Source organism: Flavobacterium ranwuense, from assembly GCF_004349315.1.
In the GTDB taxonomy this organism is placed as follows: domain Bacteria; phylum Bacteroidota; class Bacteroidia; order Flavobacteriales; family Flavobacteriaceae; genus Flavobacterium; species Flavobacterium ranwuense.
In genome coordinates, this window is record NZ_SMLH01000003.1 from 361,654 (window position 1) to 380,019 (window position 18,366).

Annotated in this window: 14 protein-coding genes and 1 pseudogene; 9 read left to right on the plus strand and 6 right to left on the minus strand. The window is 36.0% G+C overall.

Annotated elements, in window-relative coordinates; translation table 11 throughout:
* Nucleotides 1-272 precede the first annotated feature (272 nt).
* On the plus strand, nt 273-1,112 hold the full coding sequence (locus E0I61_RS08170; protein WP_132070578.1) for a DUF4440 domain-containing protein: 840 nt from the start codon (nt 273-275) through the stop codon (nt 1,110-1,112).
* A gap of 217 nt (nt 1,113-1,329) precedes the next feature.
* On the plus strand, nt 1,330-1,500 hold the full coding sequence (locus E0I61_RS16280; RefSeq protein ID WP_165930198.1) for a hypothetical protein: 171 nt from the start codon (nt 1,330-1,332) through the stop codon (nt 1,498-1,500).
* Nucleotides 1,501-1,602: 102 nt separating this feature from the next.
* Here E0I61_RS16280 and E0I61_RS08175 read toward each other — a convergent pair whose 3' ends face one another.
* Nucleotides 1,603-2,238, minus strand: a complete 636-nt coding sequence (locus E0I61_RS08175) for a DUF1801 domain-containing protein (protein ID WP_131992459.1) — start codon at nt 2,236-2,238, stop codon at nt 1,603-1,605.
* 544 nt (nt 2,239-2,782) lie between these two features.
* Between E0I61_RS08175 and prfA the strand changes: the two genes are divergently transcribed.
* Entirely contained in the window at nt 2,783-3,859 is a 1,077-nt protein-coding gene (prfA, locus tag E0I61_RS08180; RefSeq protein ID WP_132070580.1) for a peptide chain release factor 1, read from the plus strand.
* Between the two features lie 108 nt (nt 3,860-3,967).
* Here the strand turns inward: prfA and E0I61_RS08185 are convergent, their stop codons facing one another.
* Entirely contained in the window at nt 3,968-4,237 is a 270-nt protein-coding gene (locus tag E0I61_RS08185) for a hypothetical protein (RefSeq protein WP_131992465.1), read from the minus strand.
* A 285-nt stretch (nt 4,238-4,522) separates the two neighbouring features.
* Between E0I61_RS08185 and pyrF the strand changes: the two genes are divergently transcribed.
* Nucleotides 4,523-5,359, plus strand: a complete 837-nt coding sequence (gene pyrF, locus E0I61_RS08190; RefSeq protein WP_132070582.1) for an orotidine-5'-phosphate decarboxylase — start codon at nt 4,523-4,525, stop codon at nt 5,357-5,359.
* A gap of 179 nt (nt 5,360-5,538) precedes the next feature.
* On the plus strand, nt 5,539-6,339 hold the full coding sequence (locus tag E0I61_RS08195) for an ABC transporter substrate-binding protein (protein ID WP_132070584.1): 801 nt from the start codon (nt 5,539-5,541) through the stop codon (nt 6,337-6,339).
* On the opposite strand, the gene E0I61_RS16285 is transcribed toward E0I61_RS08195, so the two are convergent.
* Entirely contained in the window at nt 6,334-6,483 is a 150-nt protein-coding gene (locus E0I61_RS16285) for a hypothetical protein (protein ID WP_165930199.1), read from the minus strand. The genes E0I61_RS08195 and E0I61_RS16285 overlap by 6 nt on opposite strands.
* A 106-nt stretch (nt 6,484-6,589) precedes the next feature.
* Between E0I61_RS16285 and E0I61_RS08200 the strand changes: the two genes are divergently transcribed.
* Both E0I61_RS08200 and E0I61_RS08205 read left to right on the plus strand, forming a co-directional pair.
* Nucleotides 6,590-7,375: an alpha/beta fold hydrolase gene (locus tag E0I61_RS08200; protein WP_132070624.1), complete on the plus strand. Its 786-nt coding sequence runs from the start codon at nt 6,590-6,592 to the stop codon at nt 7,373-7,375.
* 320 nt (nt 7,376-7,695) lie between these two features.
* Nucleotides 7,696-8,352: a VOC family protein gene (locus E0I61_RS08205; RefSeq protein ID WP_132070586.1), complete on the plus strand. Its 657-nt coding sequence runs from the start codon at nt 7,696-7,698 to the stop codon at nt 8,350-8,352.
* Nucleotides 8,353-8,466: 114 nt separating this feature from the next.
* Here E0I61_RS08205 and purU read toward each other — a convergent pair whose 3' ends face one another.
* Together purU and E0I61_RS08215 are read right to left on the minus strand one after the other, a co-directional pair.
* A complete protein-coding gene (gene purU / locus E0I61_RS08210; RefSeq protein ID WP_132070588.1) occupies nt 8,467-9,321 on the minus strand; it encodes a formyltetrahydrofolate deformylase in 855 nt (284 codons plus the stop codon).
* Nucleotides 9,322-9,406: 85 nt separating this feature from the next.
* Nucleotides 9,407-10,114 carry a DUF4197 domain-containing protein gene (locus tag E0I61_RS08215; RefSeq protein WP_132070590.1) on the minus strand — a complete coding sequence of 236 codons (708 nt, stop codon included), beginning with the start codon at nt 10,112-10,114 and terminating at the stop codon, nt 9,407-9,409.
* 277 nt (nt 10,115-10,391) lie between these two features.
* Here E0I61_RS08215 and E0I61_RS08220 point away from each other — a divergent pair, with 277 nt between their 5' ends.
* A complete protein-coding gene (locus E0I61_RS08220; protein ID WP_132070592.1) occupies nt 10,392-13,844 on the plus strand; it encodes a methylmalonyl-CoA mutase family protein in 3,453 nt (1,150 codons plus the stop codon).
* 182 nt (nt 13,845-14,026) lie between these two features.
* On the opposite strand, the gene E0I61_RS08225 is transcribed toward E0I61_RS08220, so the two are convergent.
* The gene (locus tag E0I61_RS08225; RefSeq protein ID WP_132070594.1) at nt 14,027-15,151 is read right to left on the minus strand and encodes an SDR family oxidoreductase; all 1,125 of its coding nucleotides are present in this window, start codon (nt 15,149-15,151) and stop codon (nt 14,027-14,029) included.
* Nucleotides 15,152-16,554: 1,403 nt separating this feature from the next.
* On the opposite strand from E0I61_RS08225, the pseudogene E0I61_RS08235 reads away from it, so the two are divergent.
* Nucleotides 16,555-18,366: pseudogene (locus E0I61_RS08235) on the plus strand (PKD domain-containing protein); the annotation flags it as partial.

The following is an 18,366-nucleotide window of genomic DNA, read 5'->3' on the forward strand; positions in this document are numbered from 1 at the left end:
AGCGATTGTGGATATCCGAAGGATCGGGGATGGTTTGGTGATTTTAACTTGTGCAAGCAATTTCTTTGTGTCCCAATGGTTCCTAATTTGAGCGATAAATGAGTGAAGACCTGTTTTGTTATTATTTTTATTAGGTTTTGTAATTGATTATATTTTTCTTTGGTTAGCGCCAACAATAAGGTGGTTATTTGTCTGTGTAAATTTTGCTGGAATAACCTACTTTAGTTTTAACTCAATTAAGAATCGAACAAAAACAATCAATAAAAAAAAATATGAAACACCTATTTTACATTATTTTAATAGCTGTAACTTTGTTTACAAAGGCCGGAGCACAGGATACTTCTCTGTTTCCAAAAGGAGAAATAGCAACGGTTAACAATCACACAGGAACTGTATGGCTCCATGAATTAAACGCACCTGATGCGAACTTTGATTACAGCTTAGCTGTGGCAACCTTTGCTGCTGGTGCAAAATTAGATTGGCATATTCATCCCGGGGGACAAATTCTGCTTATTACAGAAGGCACCGGGTATTACCAAGAAAAACACAGCCCCATCCGAGTAGTTAATAAAGGGGATGTAATTAAATGCCTGCCAGGTATTACTCATTGGCATGGTGCCACTCCTGAAAGTAGTTTTGCTTATATTGGAGTTACTCCCGCCCAGAAAGGTAAAACAATATGGTTAGAAAGAGTAACGGATAAAGAATACAATAGTATAAAAACACTTGCAATGAATAGTGCAAATAGGGAACAAGAAATTATTAACCTCTCCAGAGATAAGTGGCGCTGGATGTCAGAACGCAATGTTGATTCCCTTGAAGCCCTTTTTAATGAAAAAGCGGTCTTTATTCATATGGGCGGAAGCATGACTAAAGAACAGGAACTCAATGTCATCAAAAGCGGAGCAATTCAATACAAGCAAGCGGATATACAGGAAACTTCGGTGCAGTTTATAGGCAATACTGCCATCCTTTTAAATAAAATCCGACTCACAGCAGTTGTTGGCGGTAATGAGGTGGTTAACCCTTTTGTGGTTACAGAGGTTTATATAGAGCAAAATGGCAAATGGGGTTTAGGCTCACTTTCATTCACAAAATTACTCGGACAATAGTCCCGAACAAAAATAAAATACGATGTTTAAAACTTTAAATCTTGTATAATAAATACCTTTTGATTGAGTGATAAAGCGGAATAAAAACCTAAGAATTTCGAATTTTACCAACCTATGTTGCGTATAATGCCGATTGTTTCATTTATAAGTTTTTCAATAACTAATGTGAATTCTAAAACATAACAAACGAAAATTTTCTGAAGTAGAAATGGTATCAATGTCTAATTTTCCACATATAGTTTCGTTGCGTTACAAGGATGCCACTTCCATCAGGACTATCGATCTGTTTTATTTGCATGACAACCAGATTTCGAATGTTACAGCACTGATTTTTATTGTTGTTTATAATCCTACAAGGTCTGTAAAAGCCCTTGTGGGAGAATCTTAAATCTATAAATAAATGAAAATCAGACTATTAAATAGAAAATAACCATTACACTCAGTACTACCTAAAGCAAAATATTCGGCTAGATTGTTATTTATTTTCTGCTCAAATGTATTTGTGTGAGCCGTCACAGCTTGGCATTTTTTTAGACAAACCGCAGGTGCAATCGTTGATTCCTTTTCCGTTAAGAATACGCGGAGTGTATTTCTCAATTCGGGTCTCGCGGGTTTTGGATTGTTTAGGAGCCGAAAAATAGAGATTGTAAGCACGTTGTCGGCCTGGGGTTAAGGCTTGAAAAGCAGTTTTTAAGTTGGGGTTTTTGGCTAAGGTATTTTGTAATTCTGCCACCAATTCAAGTTCGGTATTGCTTTTGAAATTCACTTTCAAGCCTGCTTTTTCAATTTCAATGGCTTCATAAATATAGGCTTTGATTATAGATTTCTGTTCTATGATTTCTGCCAGATTGGTAAACTTAAAAAAACGTATTGCCTGACTGTTTTCTCCGGGTTTGCTTAGAATTCCATTGCTGTCTTGAAGTAAAGTTCCTTTAAAAAAGCTAAGCGCACAGTATTCTTTAAAACAGCCTATAAGTGCAACATTGTTTCCCTCAAAACTATAACATGGCGTGCGCCACTTTAATTCTTCGGTTAGCCCGCACGCGAGCAGCAATAGTCGCAATTGCTCTATTTCGGGCTGCCATTTTTTGGCATTGTTTATAAAGTCATCAACTTTGGGATTCATTGTGTTAGATTTTAAAAAATAAAGAAGGTTTTGGTTTTATAAAAGTATAAAAAAAAAACGCGTGGTAAACGCTATGATGGCGCTCTAAATTAAAATTGGTCCTCGATGCAAATTAGGGCGAGTGGAATTATGAACGACTATGAATGAGTCATTGCGAGGAACGAAGCAATCACATCTAGTATTTTCTATTGTTTTATTTGCTCATCGTTGTGTGAAATTTGGTGATCTTGTATTTATTTTTGGATTAGAGATCAAGTAGGTTCCTGATACAATTTTTAGACCTTTTCAAAACTAACTCCTTTTGCTGCATGAATTTTACGGAAAACCATAAATGTTCTTTTTTATTACAAATGCCCTAGCTCTGATGGAAGCGGTATCCTTTTTCTGGTTTTTTTGCCAGAAAAAGATACAGCGAATAGCAGGAAACAGCTCCTGATTGCCACACAATTCGTTAGTCATTGTTCGCAATGACAATCTCAATTGGGAACCTTGCAAACTGAATACTTTTTTCGTATTTTTGCACTCCAAATAAAGGAATAAGAAAATGTTAGATAGACTTCAAATAGTAAAACAACGTTTCGATGAGATCTCGGATTTAATCATTCAACCGGATGTGATCTCGGATCAGAAGCGTTATGTGCAATTGAATCAAGAGTACAAAAGTTTAAAAGCTTTGGCCGAAAAGCGCGATGAATACGTGCTTTTGATGGCAAATATTGAAGAAGCAAACGAAATAATAGCCGATAACAGTGATGCAGATATGACCGAAATGGCCAAAATGCAACTCGATGAGGCCAAAGAAAGATTACCGGAATTAGAGGATGAAATCAAATTTATGTTGATTCCTAAAGATCCCGAAGATGCCAAAAATGTCATGGTGGAGATTCGCGCCGGAACGGGTGGGGATGAAGCGAGTATTTTTGCAGGGGATTTATTCCGTATGTATACGAAATATTGTGAGAACCGTGGTTGGAGAACTTCGGTTGTGGATATGAATGAAGGAACTTCTGGAGGTTTCAAAGAGGTGATTTTTGAAGTTACCGGTGAAGATGTTTACGGAACCTTGAAGTTTGAAGCGGGTGTTCACCGTGTGCAACGTGTACCGCAAACAGAAACGCAAGGACGTGTTCACACCTCCGCAGCGACTGTTATGGTATTGCCGGAAGCAGAAGAATTTGATGTGCAGATTGATATGAATGATGTACGTGTGGATTTTTTCTGTTCGTCAGGACCAGGTGGACAATCGGTAAATACAACCAAATCAGCGGTTCGTTTGACGCACATTCCAACAGGATTAGTAGCGCAATGTCAGGATCAAAAATCACAACATAAAAATAAAGATAAGGCATTTGGCGTTTTGCGTTCCCGTTTATACGAACAGGAATTAGCCAAAAAACAAGCCGAGGATGCTACCAAACGTACTTCTCAGGTAAGTTCTGGTGACCGTTCTGCAAAAATCCGTACCTACAATTACGCACAAGGTCGTGTAACGGATCACCGTGTAGGTTTGACGTTATATGATTTAGGAAATATCATGAATGGTGACATCCAGAAAATTGTTGACGAGCTAGCGTTAGTCAACAACATGGAAAAATTGAAAGAAGCCAGCGAAGTTTTTTAAATAAAAAAAAGTGAAATGAATTTCACTTTTTTGTGTTCCTCGGAGCCTTAAAAGGGAAATGTCTTTTTATAATAATAAGCTATTGAAGCCTGTATTTAGTTTTAAAAACTATTTATAGGCTTCAACAATTCTATACATCACTATATCATTTGTAGCCATCAATTTTATAGTTTTTAATGCTTTGGCTTCAGAAAGCGTATAACCACTTGCATAACCAGTTGGGGTGTTTACTTCCCAGAAATATACCGTTTTATCAGTTGTTTTGCTAATTGCAATTTTTTGTTGTTTTGAAATTGGATTTTGATCAATTTTTTCTTTTGCGTTTGCAAACAAAATTGTTGTTGCAAGTAAAGATGCTGATAAGATAAAGTTTTTCATGTTTTTTTGTTTTTACATTGTTAGATTATTACTGTAAAGATAACATACTTTTGGATTTTGTTTATTATATAAATTTATTTTTCTTACATAATTGAATCTTATTGGTTTGAAAATCAATTTCTTTAGGTTTAAAAAGAATGCTTTAGTTTTGTCCCGTTAATCTATTCCGATACTGATCTAAAAAGGGAAAAACAATAAAACATAGTGTATTCATTGGTTTTTAAGTTATAAAACGGACAATGCTTTTGGGTTTTTTTCATAAATTTGCAGCTCACAATTTAAACAATGACTACACAACAACTTATTGACCAAATCAAAATCAAGAAATCATTCCTAGCTGTAGGACTCGATGTTGATTTGAATAAAATACCGCAACATTTATTAGAACTGGAAGATCCTATTTTTGAGTTTAATAAAGCGATAATTGATGCGACCCATGATTTAGCAGTAGCTTACAAACCCAATACGGCTTTTTATGAAGCCTACGGAATAAAAGGTTGGATGTCTTTGCAAAAAACAATTAATTATATCAATGAAAATTATCCGGATATTTTCACGATTGCGGATGCAAAACGTGGTGATATTGGAAACACGTCCTCGATGTATGCCAAAGCTTTTCTCGAAGATTTAAATTTCGACAGCGTTACTGTTGCTCCTTATATGGGAAAAGATTCGGTAGAGCCGTTTTTAGCTTTCGAAAATAAACATACCATAATGTTGGCTTTGACTTCCAATGAAGGCGCATTCGATTTTCAGACTTTAAACGTTGATGGAAAAGAATTGTACAAACACGTATTAGAAACTTCTAAAACGTGGAAAAACAGTAAAAACCTGATGTATGTTGTAGGTGCTACCAAAGCGGAATATTTTACCGAAATCCGTAAAATTGTTCCTGACAGTTTCTTGCTTGTTCCCGGAGTGGGCGCACAAGGCGGAAGTTTAGCCGAAGTTTGCAAATACGGTATGAATGCCAATGTAGGCTTGCTGATTAATTCTTCCAGAGCGATTATTTATGCTTCAAACGGAACTGATTTTGTTGAAAAAGCAAGAGAAGAAGCGTTGAAGATGCAACAGGAAATGGAAGAAATTATTAGTTTAAGGTTTAAAGTGGAAGAATTTTAAACAGGGACTTTTTCTTAAACCATTAAGAAATTAAGTTTCATTAAGCTTGCGTTTAGATTTGAGTAGAAAACTTTGTGGGCTTCGAGGTTAAACTTTAAAATCTTAACTTTTCTTAATTTCTTAATGGTTAAAAAGCTGTCAATTTATGCTTTAATAATGTCAACTTTTAAACTTTAAACTTGAAACAAAAAAAATTAATCGATCAACTCGGGATTTCCCATTCATTTGAAACTTCTCCCAAACGCATTATTTCACTGGTTCCTTCACAAACGGAATTACTGTATGATCTAGGTTTGGAAGCCAGCATTGTTGGAATTACCAAATTCTGTGTGCATCCATATCATTTTAAATCAACGAAGAAAATCGTTGGCGGTACCAAAAAAGTGCATTTTGAGAAAATCAGATTGTTACAACCTGATATCATCATTTGTAATAAAGAAGAAAATACACAAGAAATCGTAGAAGAATTGCGTAAAATTTGTCCGGTTTGGGTGACGAATATCATCACGATTGAAGACAATTTTCAAATGATTACCGATTTTGGTCAGCTCTTCAATTGCAGGACCGAAGCCCAGAAATGGAACGACAAATTGGCTTTTGCCTTGAGCGATTTTAAATACTTCATCAAAGATATACCCGTTAAAAAAGTCGCGTATTTCATTTGGAAAAATCCTTTTATGGTCGCTGGTTCGGATAATTTCATCAATGAATTACTAAAGCTGAACCATTTTCAGAATATTTATGATACCAAAGGACGCTATCCGGAAATTGAACTTAAAAAAATGCGCTTGGAAGGCGATCCTGATTTGGTTTTCCTTTCTTCTGAGCCGTATCCTTTCAAAGAGGAAGATGCTTTTGAAATAGGAAGACACACGCATCATGCCAAAACGGTGTTTGTAGATGGCGAAATGTTTTCTTGGTATGGAAGCAGGCTGCTAAAAGCGTTTGACTATTTTAAAAAAATGCATCAAAAATTATAATTCACATTCCTCTAAAATTAATTCTTCTGTTGTCACGGTAGACTTTACAGTAGCCTTTTCGATGTTTAAATTTAGTTCTGAGAACATTTGGTATTCTCTTTTAAGTTTTTCTATTTCACTTTTCTCTTTCAATAATCCTTTCATGGGTGTAATTTTTTTGCAAATTTACGTTTTACAATTGTTAAATTAGCCTTATTTTTTGTTAAGATTGGGATTTAAAATTAAAGTCATATTTTTGCAAAAAAAACAAGTGATCAATTATACCATTTACGAAAATAAAAACAGCAATCAGTGGGTTACTTTTGTTCATGGTGCTGGTGGAAGTTCGTCTATCTGGTTCAAACAAATACGTGATTTTAAAAAACAGTATAATGTATTGTTGTTAGATTTGCGGGGTCACGGGGAATCAAAACCCACTTTAAAAACGGCTTTCAAACAGAAATATACTTTTTCGGCTTTGGCCAATGATATTCTGGAAGTCTTAGATTTTCTAAAAATTAAAAAATCACATTTTGTTGGTATTTCATTGGGTACCATACTCATCAGACAATTGGCTGAAATGTATCCGGAACGCGTGCAAAGCATGATTCTTGGGGGTGCTATCCTGAAAATGAATTTCCGTTCTCAAGTATTGATGCGATTGGGAAATATGTTTAAATATGTATTGCCTTATTTGGTTTTATATAAGTTTTTTGCTTTTGTCATCATGCCTAAAAAAAGTCACAAACAATCCCGTGTGCTTTTTATCAATGAGGCCAAGAAATTATACCAAAAAGAGTTTGTCAAATGGTTTAAACTAACTGCCGAAATAAACCCGGTTCTTAAGTGGTTCCGTCAGGTCGAATTGAATATTCCTACGCTTTATGTTATGGGTGAAGAGGATTATATGTTTTTGCCATCAGTTAGGAAAGTTGTCGAAAATCATTATAAATCGTCAAAACTCTTTGTAATAGAAAAATGTGGACATGTAGTAAATGTGGAGCAACCTAATGCTTTTAACGATGCGGTTCTTTCTTTTATAAATACGGCTAAATAAAAAAATGCCTGCATTATAAATGCAGGCAATTCTTTAACTAACCAAAACCAAAATAATAAATAACCAGTTTATTACTATGCAAAGATCACACATAAGGAGGTGTTTTGCTGTTAAGATTTTGTTATTACTTTGTTGTACATAAGTTAAGTTTCTTTAACTTTAATTCTTTAGTATTTATTTAAGGATTTTGATGCCGTCTGATACTATGGTATAGATCGAGATTAGGACCATCTTTGATATTCATAATGATTTTGCTGCTAAGCGTTTAGGAGTTGAGGTTGATTAGTTAGAAAGATAAAAACACTTTGAATTTAAATAAAATGAATATTCTCGAATTGGAATTGTTGACAGATACTCTCGATGAAATGGAATTGTTTTATAACAACGTCATCGGGTTAAAAACTATTTCGAAAAACAAATCGACTATTTCATTTGCCGCAGGTTCCACAAAACTAACTTTTCGGTCTTCCAATAATTTAAAACCGGTATATCATTTTGCTTTTGACATACCCAATAATAAATTATTAGAAGCCTTTGCCTGGATAGAAAAGAAGACAGAAATTTTGGAGGTAATTCCGCCTGATAAAATCGCCGATTTTTATAATTGGAATGCCAAGTCTTTTTATTTCTATGACAATAATGGAAATATTTTGGAATTCATCGCCCGTTTCAGTTTGGATAATGCTTCTGAGAAACCATTTGATGGTTCATCAATTATTTCCGTTAGCGAGATAGGTTTTGTCACTAAAAATGTTTCCCAACTAAGTGATGAAATGTTTAATAAATACGGTCTTTCTGTATTTTCAAAACAACCCAAACTCAATAAATTCATTGTTTTAGGCACCGATACGGGGCTTTTTATCCTTGTGGAAGAAAATCGAGATTGGTATCCAACGCATAAAAAATCAAAATCATTCTATACCAAAGTAGTATTTGATAGTGATGGAATAACTAAAGAAATTGAAGTTTCAGGTTAAAAAAGTAATCAAAAAATGCTCGCCAAAAGTGAGCATTTATATATAATAGAGAATATTCTTTAATTCTGTGGGGTTTTGGCTCCCTCTCCTTTGGAGAGGGTTGGGGAGAGGATTTTAAGAAAACACAACTGTTTTATTGCTGAAAACCATTGTTTTTCGTTCCGAATGCAGTTTTATGGCTCTTGCCAAAACGATACGTTCCAGATCTCGTCCTTTCATGATAAAATCCTCAATGGAATTAATATGTGAAACACGGGTAATGTCCTGCTCAATAATTGGACCTTCGTCCAGCTCTTGCGTAACATAATGACTGGTGGCACCAATGATTTTCACGCCTCTTTTGAAAGCAGAATGATACGGTTTTGCTCCCGGGAAAGCCGGTAAAAAGGAATGATGAATGTTGATTATTTTATTTTCATACAACGCAATCAAATTTGGTGTGATGATTTGCATGTAGCGTGCCAGTACAATAAAGTCAATTCCGTATTTTTTAAGCAATTCAATTTGCTGTTGTTCCCCTTCTGCTTTGTTTTCTTTGGTAAAAGGAATACAGTGAAAAGGAATATTAAAACGTTCTGCAATAGGTCTTAAATCCTCGTGATTGCTAACAATCAGCGGAATTTCTACATTCAATTCCCCAGCACTGTAACGACCCAAAATATCAAATAAACAATGGTCGTATTTAGATACAAACAATGCCATTTTTGGTTTTTGATTTTTAGTGTAAATCTCCCATGACATATTGAAATCTTGGACAATCGTTTGATGAAAATCATTTTGTATCGATGCTAATGCTATTTCTTTATTGGTCAATTCACATTCTAAACGCATAAAAAACTCATTCTGTTCTACATCAACATGTTGGTCAATATAAACAATATTGCCTTCTATTTTTAATATAAAATTGGTCACTGCGGCAATGATTCCTTTTTGGTCTTCACAATGAATGAGTATGGTTATTTTCTGCATTTCTAATGGTTTACATATTTCAATAGATCTTTTTTGATAAAATCCGGGGTTATTAATGCCGCTATTTTAGCCGCCGAATTTCAAGTTATCTTTTGTCCTGCATCGCAAAAACCTTTTGCAATAAAACAGAAGTTCTGGCACTCAAATTTGTTCTGATGTTTTTCTCCTCAACCGCAACCATCTTAAAAACGCCATTCAACGCTTGATTGGTTACGTAATCAGTCAAATCTGGATTCACTTTATTTACTAAAGGAATACTGTTGTATTTTGTAATAATGTTGGTCCAAACTTTATCTGCACCCACTTTAGTAAACGAATTTTTAATCACAGGATTAAATTTTCCGTACAAAGCAGTCGAAGTACTGTTTTGTAAATAATTCGTAGCCGAACTTTCATTTCCCATCAAAATCGATTTGGCATCCATAAAAGTCATGTTTCTGATGGCGTCAACAAATATTGGAGTCGCTTCCTTAACCGCGTCTTCAGCAGCACGATTCAACACTTTCAACCCTTCGTCAGCCAAAGAACTGAGTCCTATTCTTCTTAAACCAGCATCCACTTTTCTCAATTCTTCCGGCAATAAAATTTTTACGGCTTCATTTCTGTAAAAACCATCTACAGCGGTCAATTTTGTTACCTGTTTCGAAATCCCATTATTTAGCGCTTCCTTCAAGCCTCCTGCAATATCAACACCGCCAATTCCTTGCGTCTGTGGCAATTGATTCAAAACCTGTTGCATTTCTGCACAACCGGAAAGTGAAACCGCCATCATTACCATTAAATTTTTTTTCATCGTAAATTACTTTTTTTCTTGATGTGCCATATGGCTTTTGTAAAAATACTATTTATTCAAAAACAAAGCCAACTATTCTTTAGGAGCACAAACTTTAGTTTATTAATCAACATTTGTCCCGCTTTCCGCTATATCCTTGCCAAAAAAAGCGAGGGATGCCGCTTTAATCGGGGCTAAATAACAAAATTCTTCCTTATTTATTAACAACCAGAAGCAATATCAAATGATTTTTAAAATAAAATCGTAAATTGCAGGCTTAAATTATCATATTCATAAAATGGAGCAACAAAAGCCATATATCCCTAACAATAAAGTAAGAATTGTTACCGCAGCAGCACTTTTTGACGGTCACGATGCCGCAATCAACATTATGCGTAGGATTATTCAGTCTACAGGTGTTGAGGTAATCCATTTGGGCCACGACCGCAGCGTTGAAGAAGTAGTAAATACTGCGATACAAGAAGATGCCAATGCTATTGCAATAACATCCTATCAAGGAGGGCATAACGAATATTTCAAATACATGTATGACTTGCTTCAAGAAAAAGGAGCAGGGCAAATCAAAATATTTGGTGGCGGCGGAGGTGTAATTCTGCCTTCTGAAATTGCCGAATTGCAAGCGTACGGAATCACCAGAATTTATGCGCCAGATGATGGACGCGCTATGGGATTGCAGGGAATGATAAATGATTTAGTACAACAATCTGATTACGCTATTGGAGACAAACTAAGCGATGAAATCGATCATTTGGAAGAAAAAAATCCAAAAGCAATTGGCAGAATCATTTCATCAGCAGAAAATTTCCCTGATGTAGCGGCCAAAACTTTGGAAGCAATCCAAAAAAAGAATGAAAACAGTACGATTCCGGTTCTTGGAATTACAGGAACGGGTGGAGCAGGAAAGTCATCATTAGTGGATGAATTAGTGCGTCGTTTTCTAATCGATTTCCCGGAAAAAACAATCGGATTAATATCTGTCGATCCATCCAAAAGAAAAACGGGTGGTGCATTGTTGGGAGATAGAATCCGTATGAATGCCATCAATAATCCTCGTGTTTACATGCGTTCATTGGCAACACGTCAATCGAATTTGGCTTTGTCTAAATATGTTGCCGATGCGATTCAAGTGATTAAAGCAGCAAAATATGATATTATTATCTTGGAGACTTCGGGAATCGGTCAATCCGATACGGAGATTATGGACCATTCTGATGTATCCTTATATGTAATGACACCGGAATTTGGTGCTGCAACCCAATTGGAAAAAATCGATATGCTTGATTTTGCTGACTTGGTAGCAATAAACAAATTCGACAAACGCGGTTCTCTTGATGCGTTACGAGACGTGAAAAAACAATACCAACGCAACCATAATCTTTGGGATGCTAATTTAGATACACTTCCGGTTTTCGGGACGATTGCTTCGCAGTTCAACGATCCGGGAATGAATACGCTGTACAAAGCGATCATGGATAAAGTCCATGAAAAAACGAATTCTGATTTGAAATCAACGTTTCAAATCACGCGCGAAATGAGCGAAAAAATCTTCGTTATTCCGCCACACAGAACGCGTTATTTATCTGAAATTGCCGAAAGCAACAGGAAATATGATGTTACGGCGGTAAGCCAAGAACAAGTAGCTCAAAAATTATACGGTATTTTTAAAACGATTGAAAGTGTTTCGGGAAAATTTCCAGTTATAAATAAAACTGGTATTGATGATGACTCTGTATTGCCAAGCGCTCTGGAACTCGAAAAACAAGGGGTTGCTGAAAATAAAATTTTTCTAAATCTTTTACTGAATCAATTCGATAAAGTAAAAATGGATTTAGATCCGTACAATTGGGAAATTTTATTGACTTGGAACGAAAAAGTAAACAAGTACAAGAATCCGGTTTATACCTTTAAAGTTCGTGACAGAGAAATAAAAATGGCTACGCATACGGAATCACTTTCTCATTCTCAAATACCGAAAATAGCATTACCAAAGTACCAAGCTTGGGGCGATATTTTACGTTGGTGTTTGCAGGAAAATGTTCCTGGAGAATTTCCTTTTACAGCAGGTTTATATCCTTTCAAACGGGAGGGAGAAGATCCATCAAGAATGTTTGCCGGTGAAGGCGGACCTGAAAGAACCAACAAACGTTTTCATTACGTTAGTGCAGGATTACCGGCAAAACGATTGTCAACTGCTTTTGACAGTGTGACTTTATACGGAAATGATCCACATGTACGTCCTGATATTTATGGAAAAATAGGGAATGCCGGAGTGTCTATTTGTTGCTTGGATGATGCCAAAAAATTATATTCCGGTTTCGATTTGGTCCATGCGATGACTTCGGTAAGTATGACTATTAATGGCCCGGCACCCATGTTGTTAGGCTTTTTCATGAATGCAGCGATTGATCAACAATGTGAGTTTTACATCAAAGAAAACGGTCTTGAAAAAGAAGTTGAAGTAAAAATCAACAAAATATATGCAGCAAAAGGAGTCGAAAGACCGCATTATCAAGGCGGTTTGCCGGAAGGAAACAACGGTTTAGGGTTGATGCTTTTGGGCGTTACCGGAGATCAGGTTTTACCTCTGGATGTTTATAATGAAATCAAAACAAGAACGCTATCTCAAGTTCGTGGAACAGTTCAAGCAGATATTCTTAAAGAAGATCAAGCACAAAATACCTGTATTTTCTCTACTGAATTTGCCCTTCGATTAATGGGCGACGTGCAGGAATATTTCATTACTAAAAATGTTAGAAACTTTTATTCGGTTTCTATTTCAGGGTATCACATTGCCGAAGCAGGAGCAAATCCTATCACGCAGTTGGCTTTCACATTATCGAATGGTTTCACGTATGTGGAATATTATTTGAGTCGTGGAATGAGCATCAATGATTTTGGACCAAATTTATCTTTCTTTTTCTCGAATGGAGTAGATCCGGAATACGCAGTTATTGGTCGTGTGGCACGTAAAATTTGGGCGAAAGCCATGAAAAATAAATACGGCGCTAACGAACGGGCTCAAATGTTGAAATACCACATTCAGACTTCTGGACGTTCTTTGCACGCACAGGAAATTGACTTCAATGATATTCGTACGACTTTGCAAGCTTTGTATGCGATTTATGATAACTGTAATTCATTGCACACCAATGCCTATGATGAAGCAATTACAACGCCTACGGAAGAATCCGTACGTCGAGCAATGGCAATCCAATTGATTATTAATAAAGAATTAGGATTGGCTAAAAATGAAAATCCAATTCAAGGTGCTTTCATTATCGAAGAACTAACGGATTTAGTTGAAGCAGCAGTTTTATTGGAATTCGACCGGATTACAGAGCGTGGAGGTGTGCTTGGTGCAATGGAAACGATGTACCAAAGAAGTAAAATTCAGGAAGAAAGTTTGTATTATGAGACGTTGAAACATACTGGAGAATTCCCAATTATTGGTGTAAATACTTTTTTAAGTTCTAAAGGTTCACCAACGGTGATTCCAGCGGAAGTAATTCGTGCCACAGAAGAAGAAAAACAATACCAAATTGATATGTTAAACCATTTACATCAGTCCAATCAGGATTTAGTAAAGGAACATTTAAATACGCTTCAGGAAGCGGCCATTAAAAACGAAAATTTATTCGAACACTTAATGGAGGCGACGAAAGTTTGTTCTTTGGGACAAATCACTTCGGCTTTATTTGAAGTGGGTGGTCAATACAGAAGAAATATGTAAACTACATTTATAGTAATAGATTTTATAAAAGACCTTTCAGTGATGAGAGGTCTTTTTCGTATTACAAACATTTATCTCAAACTCTAACCTCAAACGGTGTCTAATAACTGTGTGGAGTTTCCTCCTCCGATAGCTATCGGAATCCATCAGAACTGTAAAGAATACTTAATTAGGGAACAAAATTAAACGTTGACATCTTTGAAATTGTTTAATCTAGCGTATCTAATCAATTGAGTAAATGTTTCATCATCAAGTATTGGAATTTCTAGAATGGAATTCAATAAAGTAGTGTTAAATTGTTTGGCACTGGACACGAGATAGGGTTTTAGGTGTTTGCCTATGCTCTCGTAATACAATTTTTCGGTGGTGTTTTGATACTCGAAATGCGGGCTGTTTTTAATTATGGTATAATTGGTGTATCCAACTTCCTTCATAATCAATTCCAATCCCTTCACGAGATTTAAGCTATTATGGCTGACAATATTGAGTTGTTGAATGTCATCTCTTCTGAAAACGGAAACAATCACTTTGGCCACATAATCGACAGGAATGATATTCAAGCCGGTTTTTTCATTAATCATAAAGCGCACATTTTCCTGTTCGGTTTTTCTTTGGGCAGCAAAGTGGAAAAATTTGGCCAAGAGGTAGAAAACCATGTATTTGGAGATGAAATAGTTGTTTTCGGTTCCTAACATTTTTCCGCAAATAACGCTCGGACGCAGTATTTGAAAAGGTAATCCCAAGGCTTTACATCGTTGAGCCACAAAGTTTTCCGAATGAAATTTGGCATTTTCATAAGCGTTGCGATGCTTTGGGACGAAATCCAGATTATGAAAGTCGTTGTCTACTAATCCCGTGCGTTCTCCAGAGGAAAAAGCTGTTCCAATGTAAATGAATTTTTTTATGAAATGATGAAAATTGTTTAAAATGACTTTGGTATTCTTAGTGTTTTCATCAAATATTTTCTCACGATGCTCCTCATCTGTCGATAAATTGACAAACCCTGCCGAATGGATAAAATAGGCGCCATCAATCTTATTTGAAAAATTCTCCTTTATAGAATCCAAATCCGTATCGATGATTTCGATGTATTGGTCTAATTTTTCAAGCCCTTTCTCTTTTAGGATTTGGGGTGTATAGTTGCTAGATAGCAATTCGTTTATGCGGTCCAAGGCAGTTTTTTTTCCTTTGCTTCTGGAAATCAAGAAAAGTTTCCCGTCAATTCCCTCGTTTATGAATAGTTCGAGAATTTCATACATGATTTGAGAACCCAAAACGCCCGTTGCACCTGTAAGTATTATTTTCATCGTAAGTGTTCTTTTAATTGGATACTGAATTAGATTAATAAACTAAGAGAAAAAAGGTATAAGAAAAGGAATAGACGAGTCTTAAAGTAGGTGATATTCAGACAGTTGTTATTTGTTCCTTTTTCGGAAAAGTCTAGTAAAGTTACTAATTTTTTTGTCTTATTTATGAATTTTTTTAAATTTTGACTAAGCACCCAAGTATTAATTCTTGGGAAACTACTAAAACTCCTTTTTAGAATGTCCAAAAGTAAAATGATAACAATTATCATTTTAAACATTTTTTGCATCTATTAGGTTCAGGAACATATGCTGGAAGATTTTCCCAATATACTTTCTCATGATTATACGAACGCCCAGGAGCACATACTTGGGAATATTGGGAAAATGCTTTGTCTTCTCATGTGTTATTTTTTAGCAAAATTTTAAGAAACAATACTGTTGTCGTAAAATAGAAATTAGAATCGAATTGTAATTTTTAACACAAAAGACCTTTCAGCAATGAAGGGTCTTTTTTAGTGCCATTTTTAGAGCCTCATACTATTCTGGAAGAATAAAAATCAATGTTTTAGACCCTTATGAAGTTTTTGAAAGCTTAAAATAGCAATCATTTTTTATACTTATAAGATTTGGATATTTTTAATGAGATGTTGGGTAAAAAATCGACATTAATAATCCATGTGTTAAATAATTTTATTGTTTTTAACATTGTTTTTTTATTAACAAAATTTAAATAATAAATTACTTAATTAACTGATTATCAATTAGTTAACCAGTAATTCAGTATTAATATTTTATAGCTGTAAACCTTTTCTTAGCGAATAGTGTCTCTTGTCGGGAATAATAGAATTTTGTCTTGTTTAGGTTTTTTTTGTTTTCTTTTTTTGATGTAATACCTAACTTTGGTTAACAAAATTTTTCATATTAAGTCGTTTTATACTAACGACTTTTAGGTTAATAAAAGATTTTTTTATTCCTCATAATAAAAAAATTCTTTGGATGATGGAGTACTTCATGTAGGTGTTTTTTGAAGTTGTTTCGTTTTTTTTAAGTTTTCTCGCTGAGTTAGAAAACTTTTGTTTGTGTCTATTTTATTAATTTCAATGCTGATTGTTTTAGATTAGAGTTTGTAAGATTGCTTTTTAAAGCAACAATCTGGTTAATAAAAGAATTTAGTTATTGTTCCCCACAATAAAAATCCTTTGAATGATGGCGTACTTCATAAATGCGTTTATGAAGGTTGGTTCGTAACTTATCAATTTTTAATGCCCCGATTTGTAACTTCCTTTTTTTCTAATTTATGGTATTAAACTACACTCTATGAAACAGGACTTTTCAATTTTTCGAAAACCCAACTTCTACTTGCACTTTACTTATTAATAATATGGTCTTAAAACCAAATTATTATGAAAAAATTTATATTCTCTACGATAAAAAGTGTGCAAGACTATTGCCGCACTTTTTCCTGGCGTTTCAACGCAGGTTTCTCAAAATTTAATTTCACGGCTCTTCTTAATCGGCTGTCAAGGTTATCGCTCAACTATTGGCGCCAGTCGCTTGCTTTGCCCCTTATGTTGGTGGCAATTTTAATGACGGGTTATACGGTTAATGCGCAGAACATTCAAGGGGTAGCACCTGTATCACCGCCCTTAAATGTGGGTGGGACTGCCGGGCATGCAATTGACGGCGACGCCTTTGCTCATGAACCTATTGGCACTATGTATGAATTTGTAGGCGACTTGTTTGACAAATTGCATCCTACTATAGCCGGTCATGGCTTGATTAACCCATTTACCGGTGAAGTTTTTTACAAACCCACTGCCACGGTCACTGTGCCGGTTACCTATCAGTTGAAGGATGCTTATCAAAATGATCCAACCATATTCACCTCTTCCAATAAAATAAATGATAATCCAAACACCTATACTTGGGGAGCAGGATCTTCACCTCCCAAAAACGAAATCCAAAACACGGGCGCTCATTTTAGTTATGGTGATCCAGGTGTAACAGGAGGAGTAAGTATTGATGGTCTAACCTTTGTTTCGGGTACTAGTGGACCTGGAGTAGCTACGGATTTGTGGGCTCTTTTTGCAGGTGACCGTCAGGTGACCAATGGGAGCAGTTACATAGATTTCGAGTTTTTGCAGGCTCCCTTAACGATTACTGGTGCCACCTTTGGCGCCGTTGACCCCACAACTGGTGTTGCACCAATCACAGGTGGCAGTGGCGGATTTACTACCTTAGGAACTCAGGGTGGTCGTACAGTCGGTGACGTATTGGTCACTATTGAATTTACCCAGGGAGGCGGTGATGCTACCGTCGTGATTCGGAAATGGGAGGCAATAGCAGGAGGCGGTTATGAATATGTAGTTCATCCCAACTCTGAGTTTTTGGGCGAAATTTATATTACCAATAACTTCTCGACTACCACAGTACCCTTTGATACCTATGGAACCTTTCCTGGTGTTTATGCTCCTAATCAATGGGCTGAGGGTGCTATCAATCTTACACAAGTGTTCGCAGCGAATAGTAATCCATGCTTTACACTCAGTACGCTGTTTATTAGAACACGGTCTTCAGGAAATTCAACGCAATCTGAATTAAAGGATTTTCCGGGAGCTCCCGTTCAGTTGAATTTGGATTTTACTCCAAATGCTAATGCCGGTGCAGATAAAGTTTTAACTTGTACAACAACTTCCATTGCATTAAGCGGAAGTTCAACCACATCAGGAGGGACATTCTCTTGGGTTGCAAGTAATGGTGGAAACATCGTTTCAGGAGCAAATACAGCCACACCAATTGTTAATGCGACAGGTACGTATACCTTAACCGTTACCAGTGCAGCCAATAGATGTACCGCTACCGATGTAGCCTTGGTAACGTTAAACAATACGCCGCCAAATGCCAATGCGGGCGCCGATAAAGTATTGACTTGTACCATAACTTCAATTGCCTTGAGCGGTTCCTCTACAACAGCAGGCGCTACCTTCTCTTGGGTTGCGAGTCTTGGCGGAAACATCGTTTCGGGTGCTACAACAGCTACACCAACAGTAAATGCAGCCGGTACGTATACATTAACCGTTACTGATCCAGTAAATGGATGTACCGCTACTGATGTAGCGTTAGTAACTCTTGATGCTAACACACCAAATGCAAATGCAGGAGCAGATAAAGTATTGACTTGTACGATAACTTCAATCGCCTTGAGTGGTTCCTCC

What these genes read in the sequence shown, in the direction of transcription:
- E0I61_RS08205 (WP_132070586.1), top strand. Translation starts at nt 7,696, where the DNA reads ATGAATATTCTCGAATTGGAATTGTTGACAGATACTCTCGATGAAATG.
- E0I61_RS08215 (WP_132070590.1), bottom strand. Translation starts at nt 10,114, where the DNA reads ATGAAAAAAAATTTAATGGTAATGATGGCGGTTTCACTTTCCGGTTGT.
- E0I61_RS08220 (WP_132070592.1), top strand. Translation starts at nt 10,392, where the DNA reads ATGGAGCAACAAAAGCCATATATCCCTAACAATAAAGTAAGAATTGTT.
- prfA (WP_132070580.1), top strand. Translation starts at nt 2,783, where the DNA reads ATGTTAGATAGACTTCAAATAGTAAAACAACGTTTCGATGAGATCTCG.
- pyrF (WP_132070582.1), top strand. Translation starts at nt 4,523, where the DNA reads ATGACTACACAACAACTTATTGACCAAATCAAAATCAAGAAATCATTC.
- E0I61_RS08185 (WP_131992465.1), bottom strand. Translation starts at nt 4,237, where the DNA reads ATGAAAAACTTTATCTTATCAGCATCTTTACTTGCAACAACAATTTTG.
- E0I61_RS16280 (WP_165930198.1), top strand. Translation starts at nt 1,330, where the DNA reads ATGTCTAATTTTCCACATATAGTTTCGTTGCGTTACAAGGATGCCACT.
- E0I61_RS08175 (WP_131992459.1), bottom strand. Translation starts at nt 2,238, where the DNA reads ATGAATCCCAAAGTTGATGACTTTATAAACAATGCCAAAAAATGGCAG.
- purU (WP_132070588.1), bottom strand. Translation starts at nt 9,321, where the DNA reads ATGCAGAAAATAACCATACTCATTCATTGTGAAGACCAAAAAGGAATC.
- E0I61_RS08225 (WP_132070594.1), bottom strand. Translation starts at nt 15,151, where the DNA reads ATGAAAATAATACTTACAGGTGCAACGGGCGTTTTGGGTTCTCAAATC.
- E0I61_RS08170 (WP_132070578.1), top strand. Translation starts at nt 273, where the DNA reads ATGAAACACCTATTTTACATTATTTTAATAGCTGTAACTTTGTTTACA.
- E0I61_RS16285 (WP_165930199.1), bottom strand. Translation starts at nt 6,483, where the DNA reads ATGAAAGGATTATTGAAAGAGAAAAGTGAAATAGAAAAACTTAAAAGA.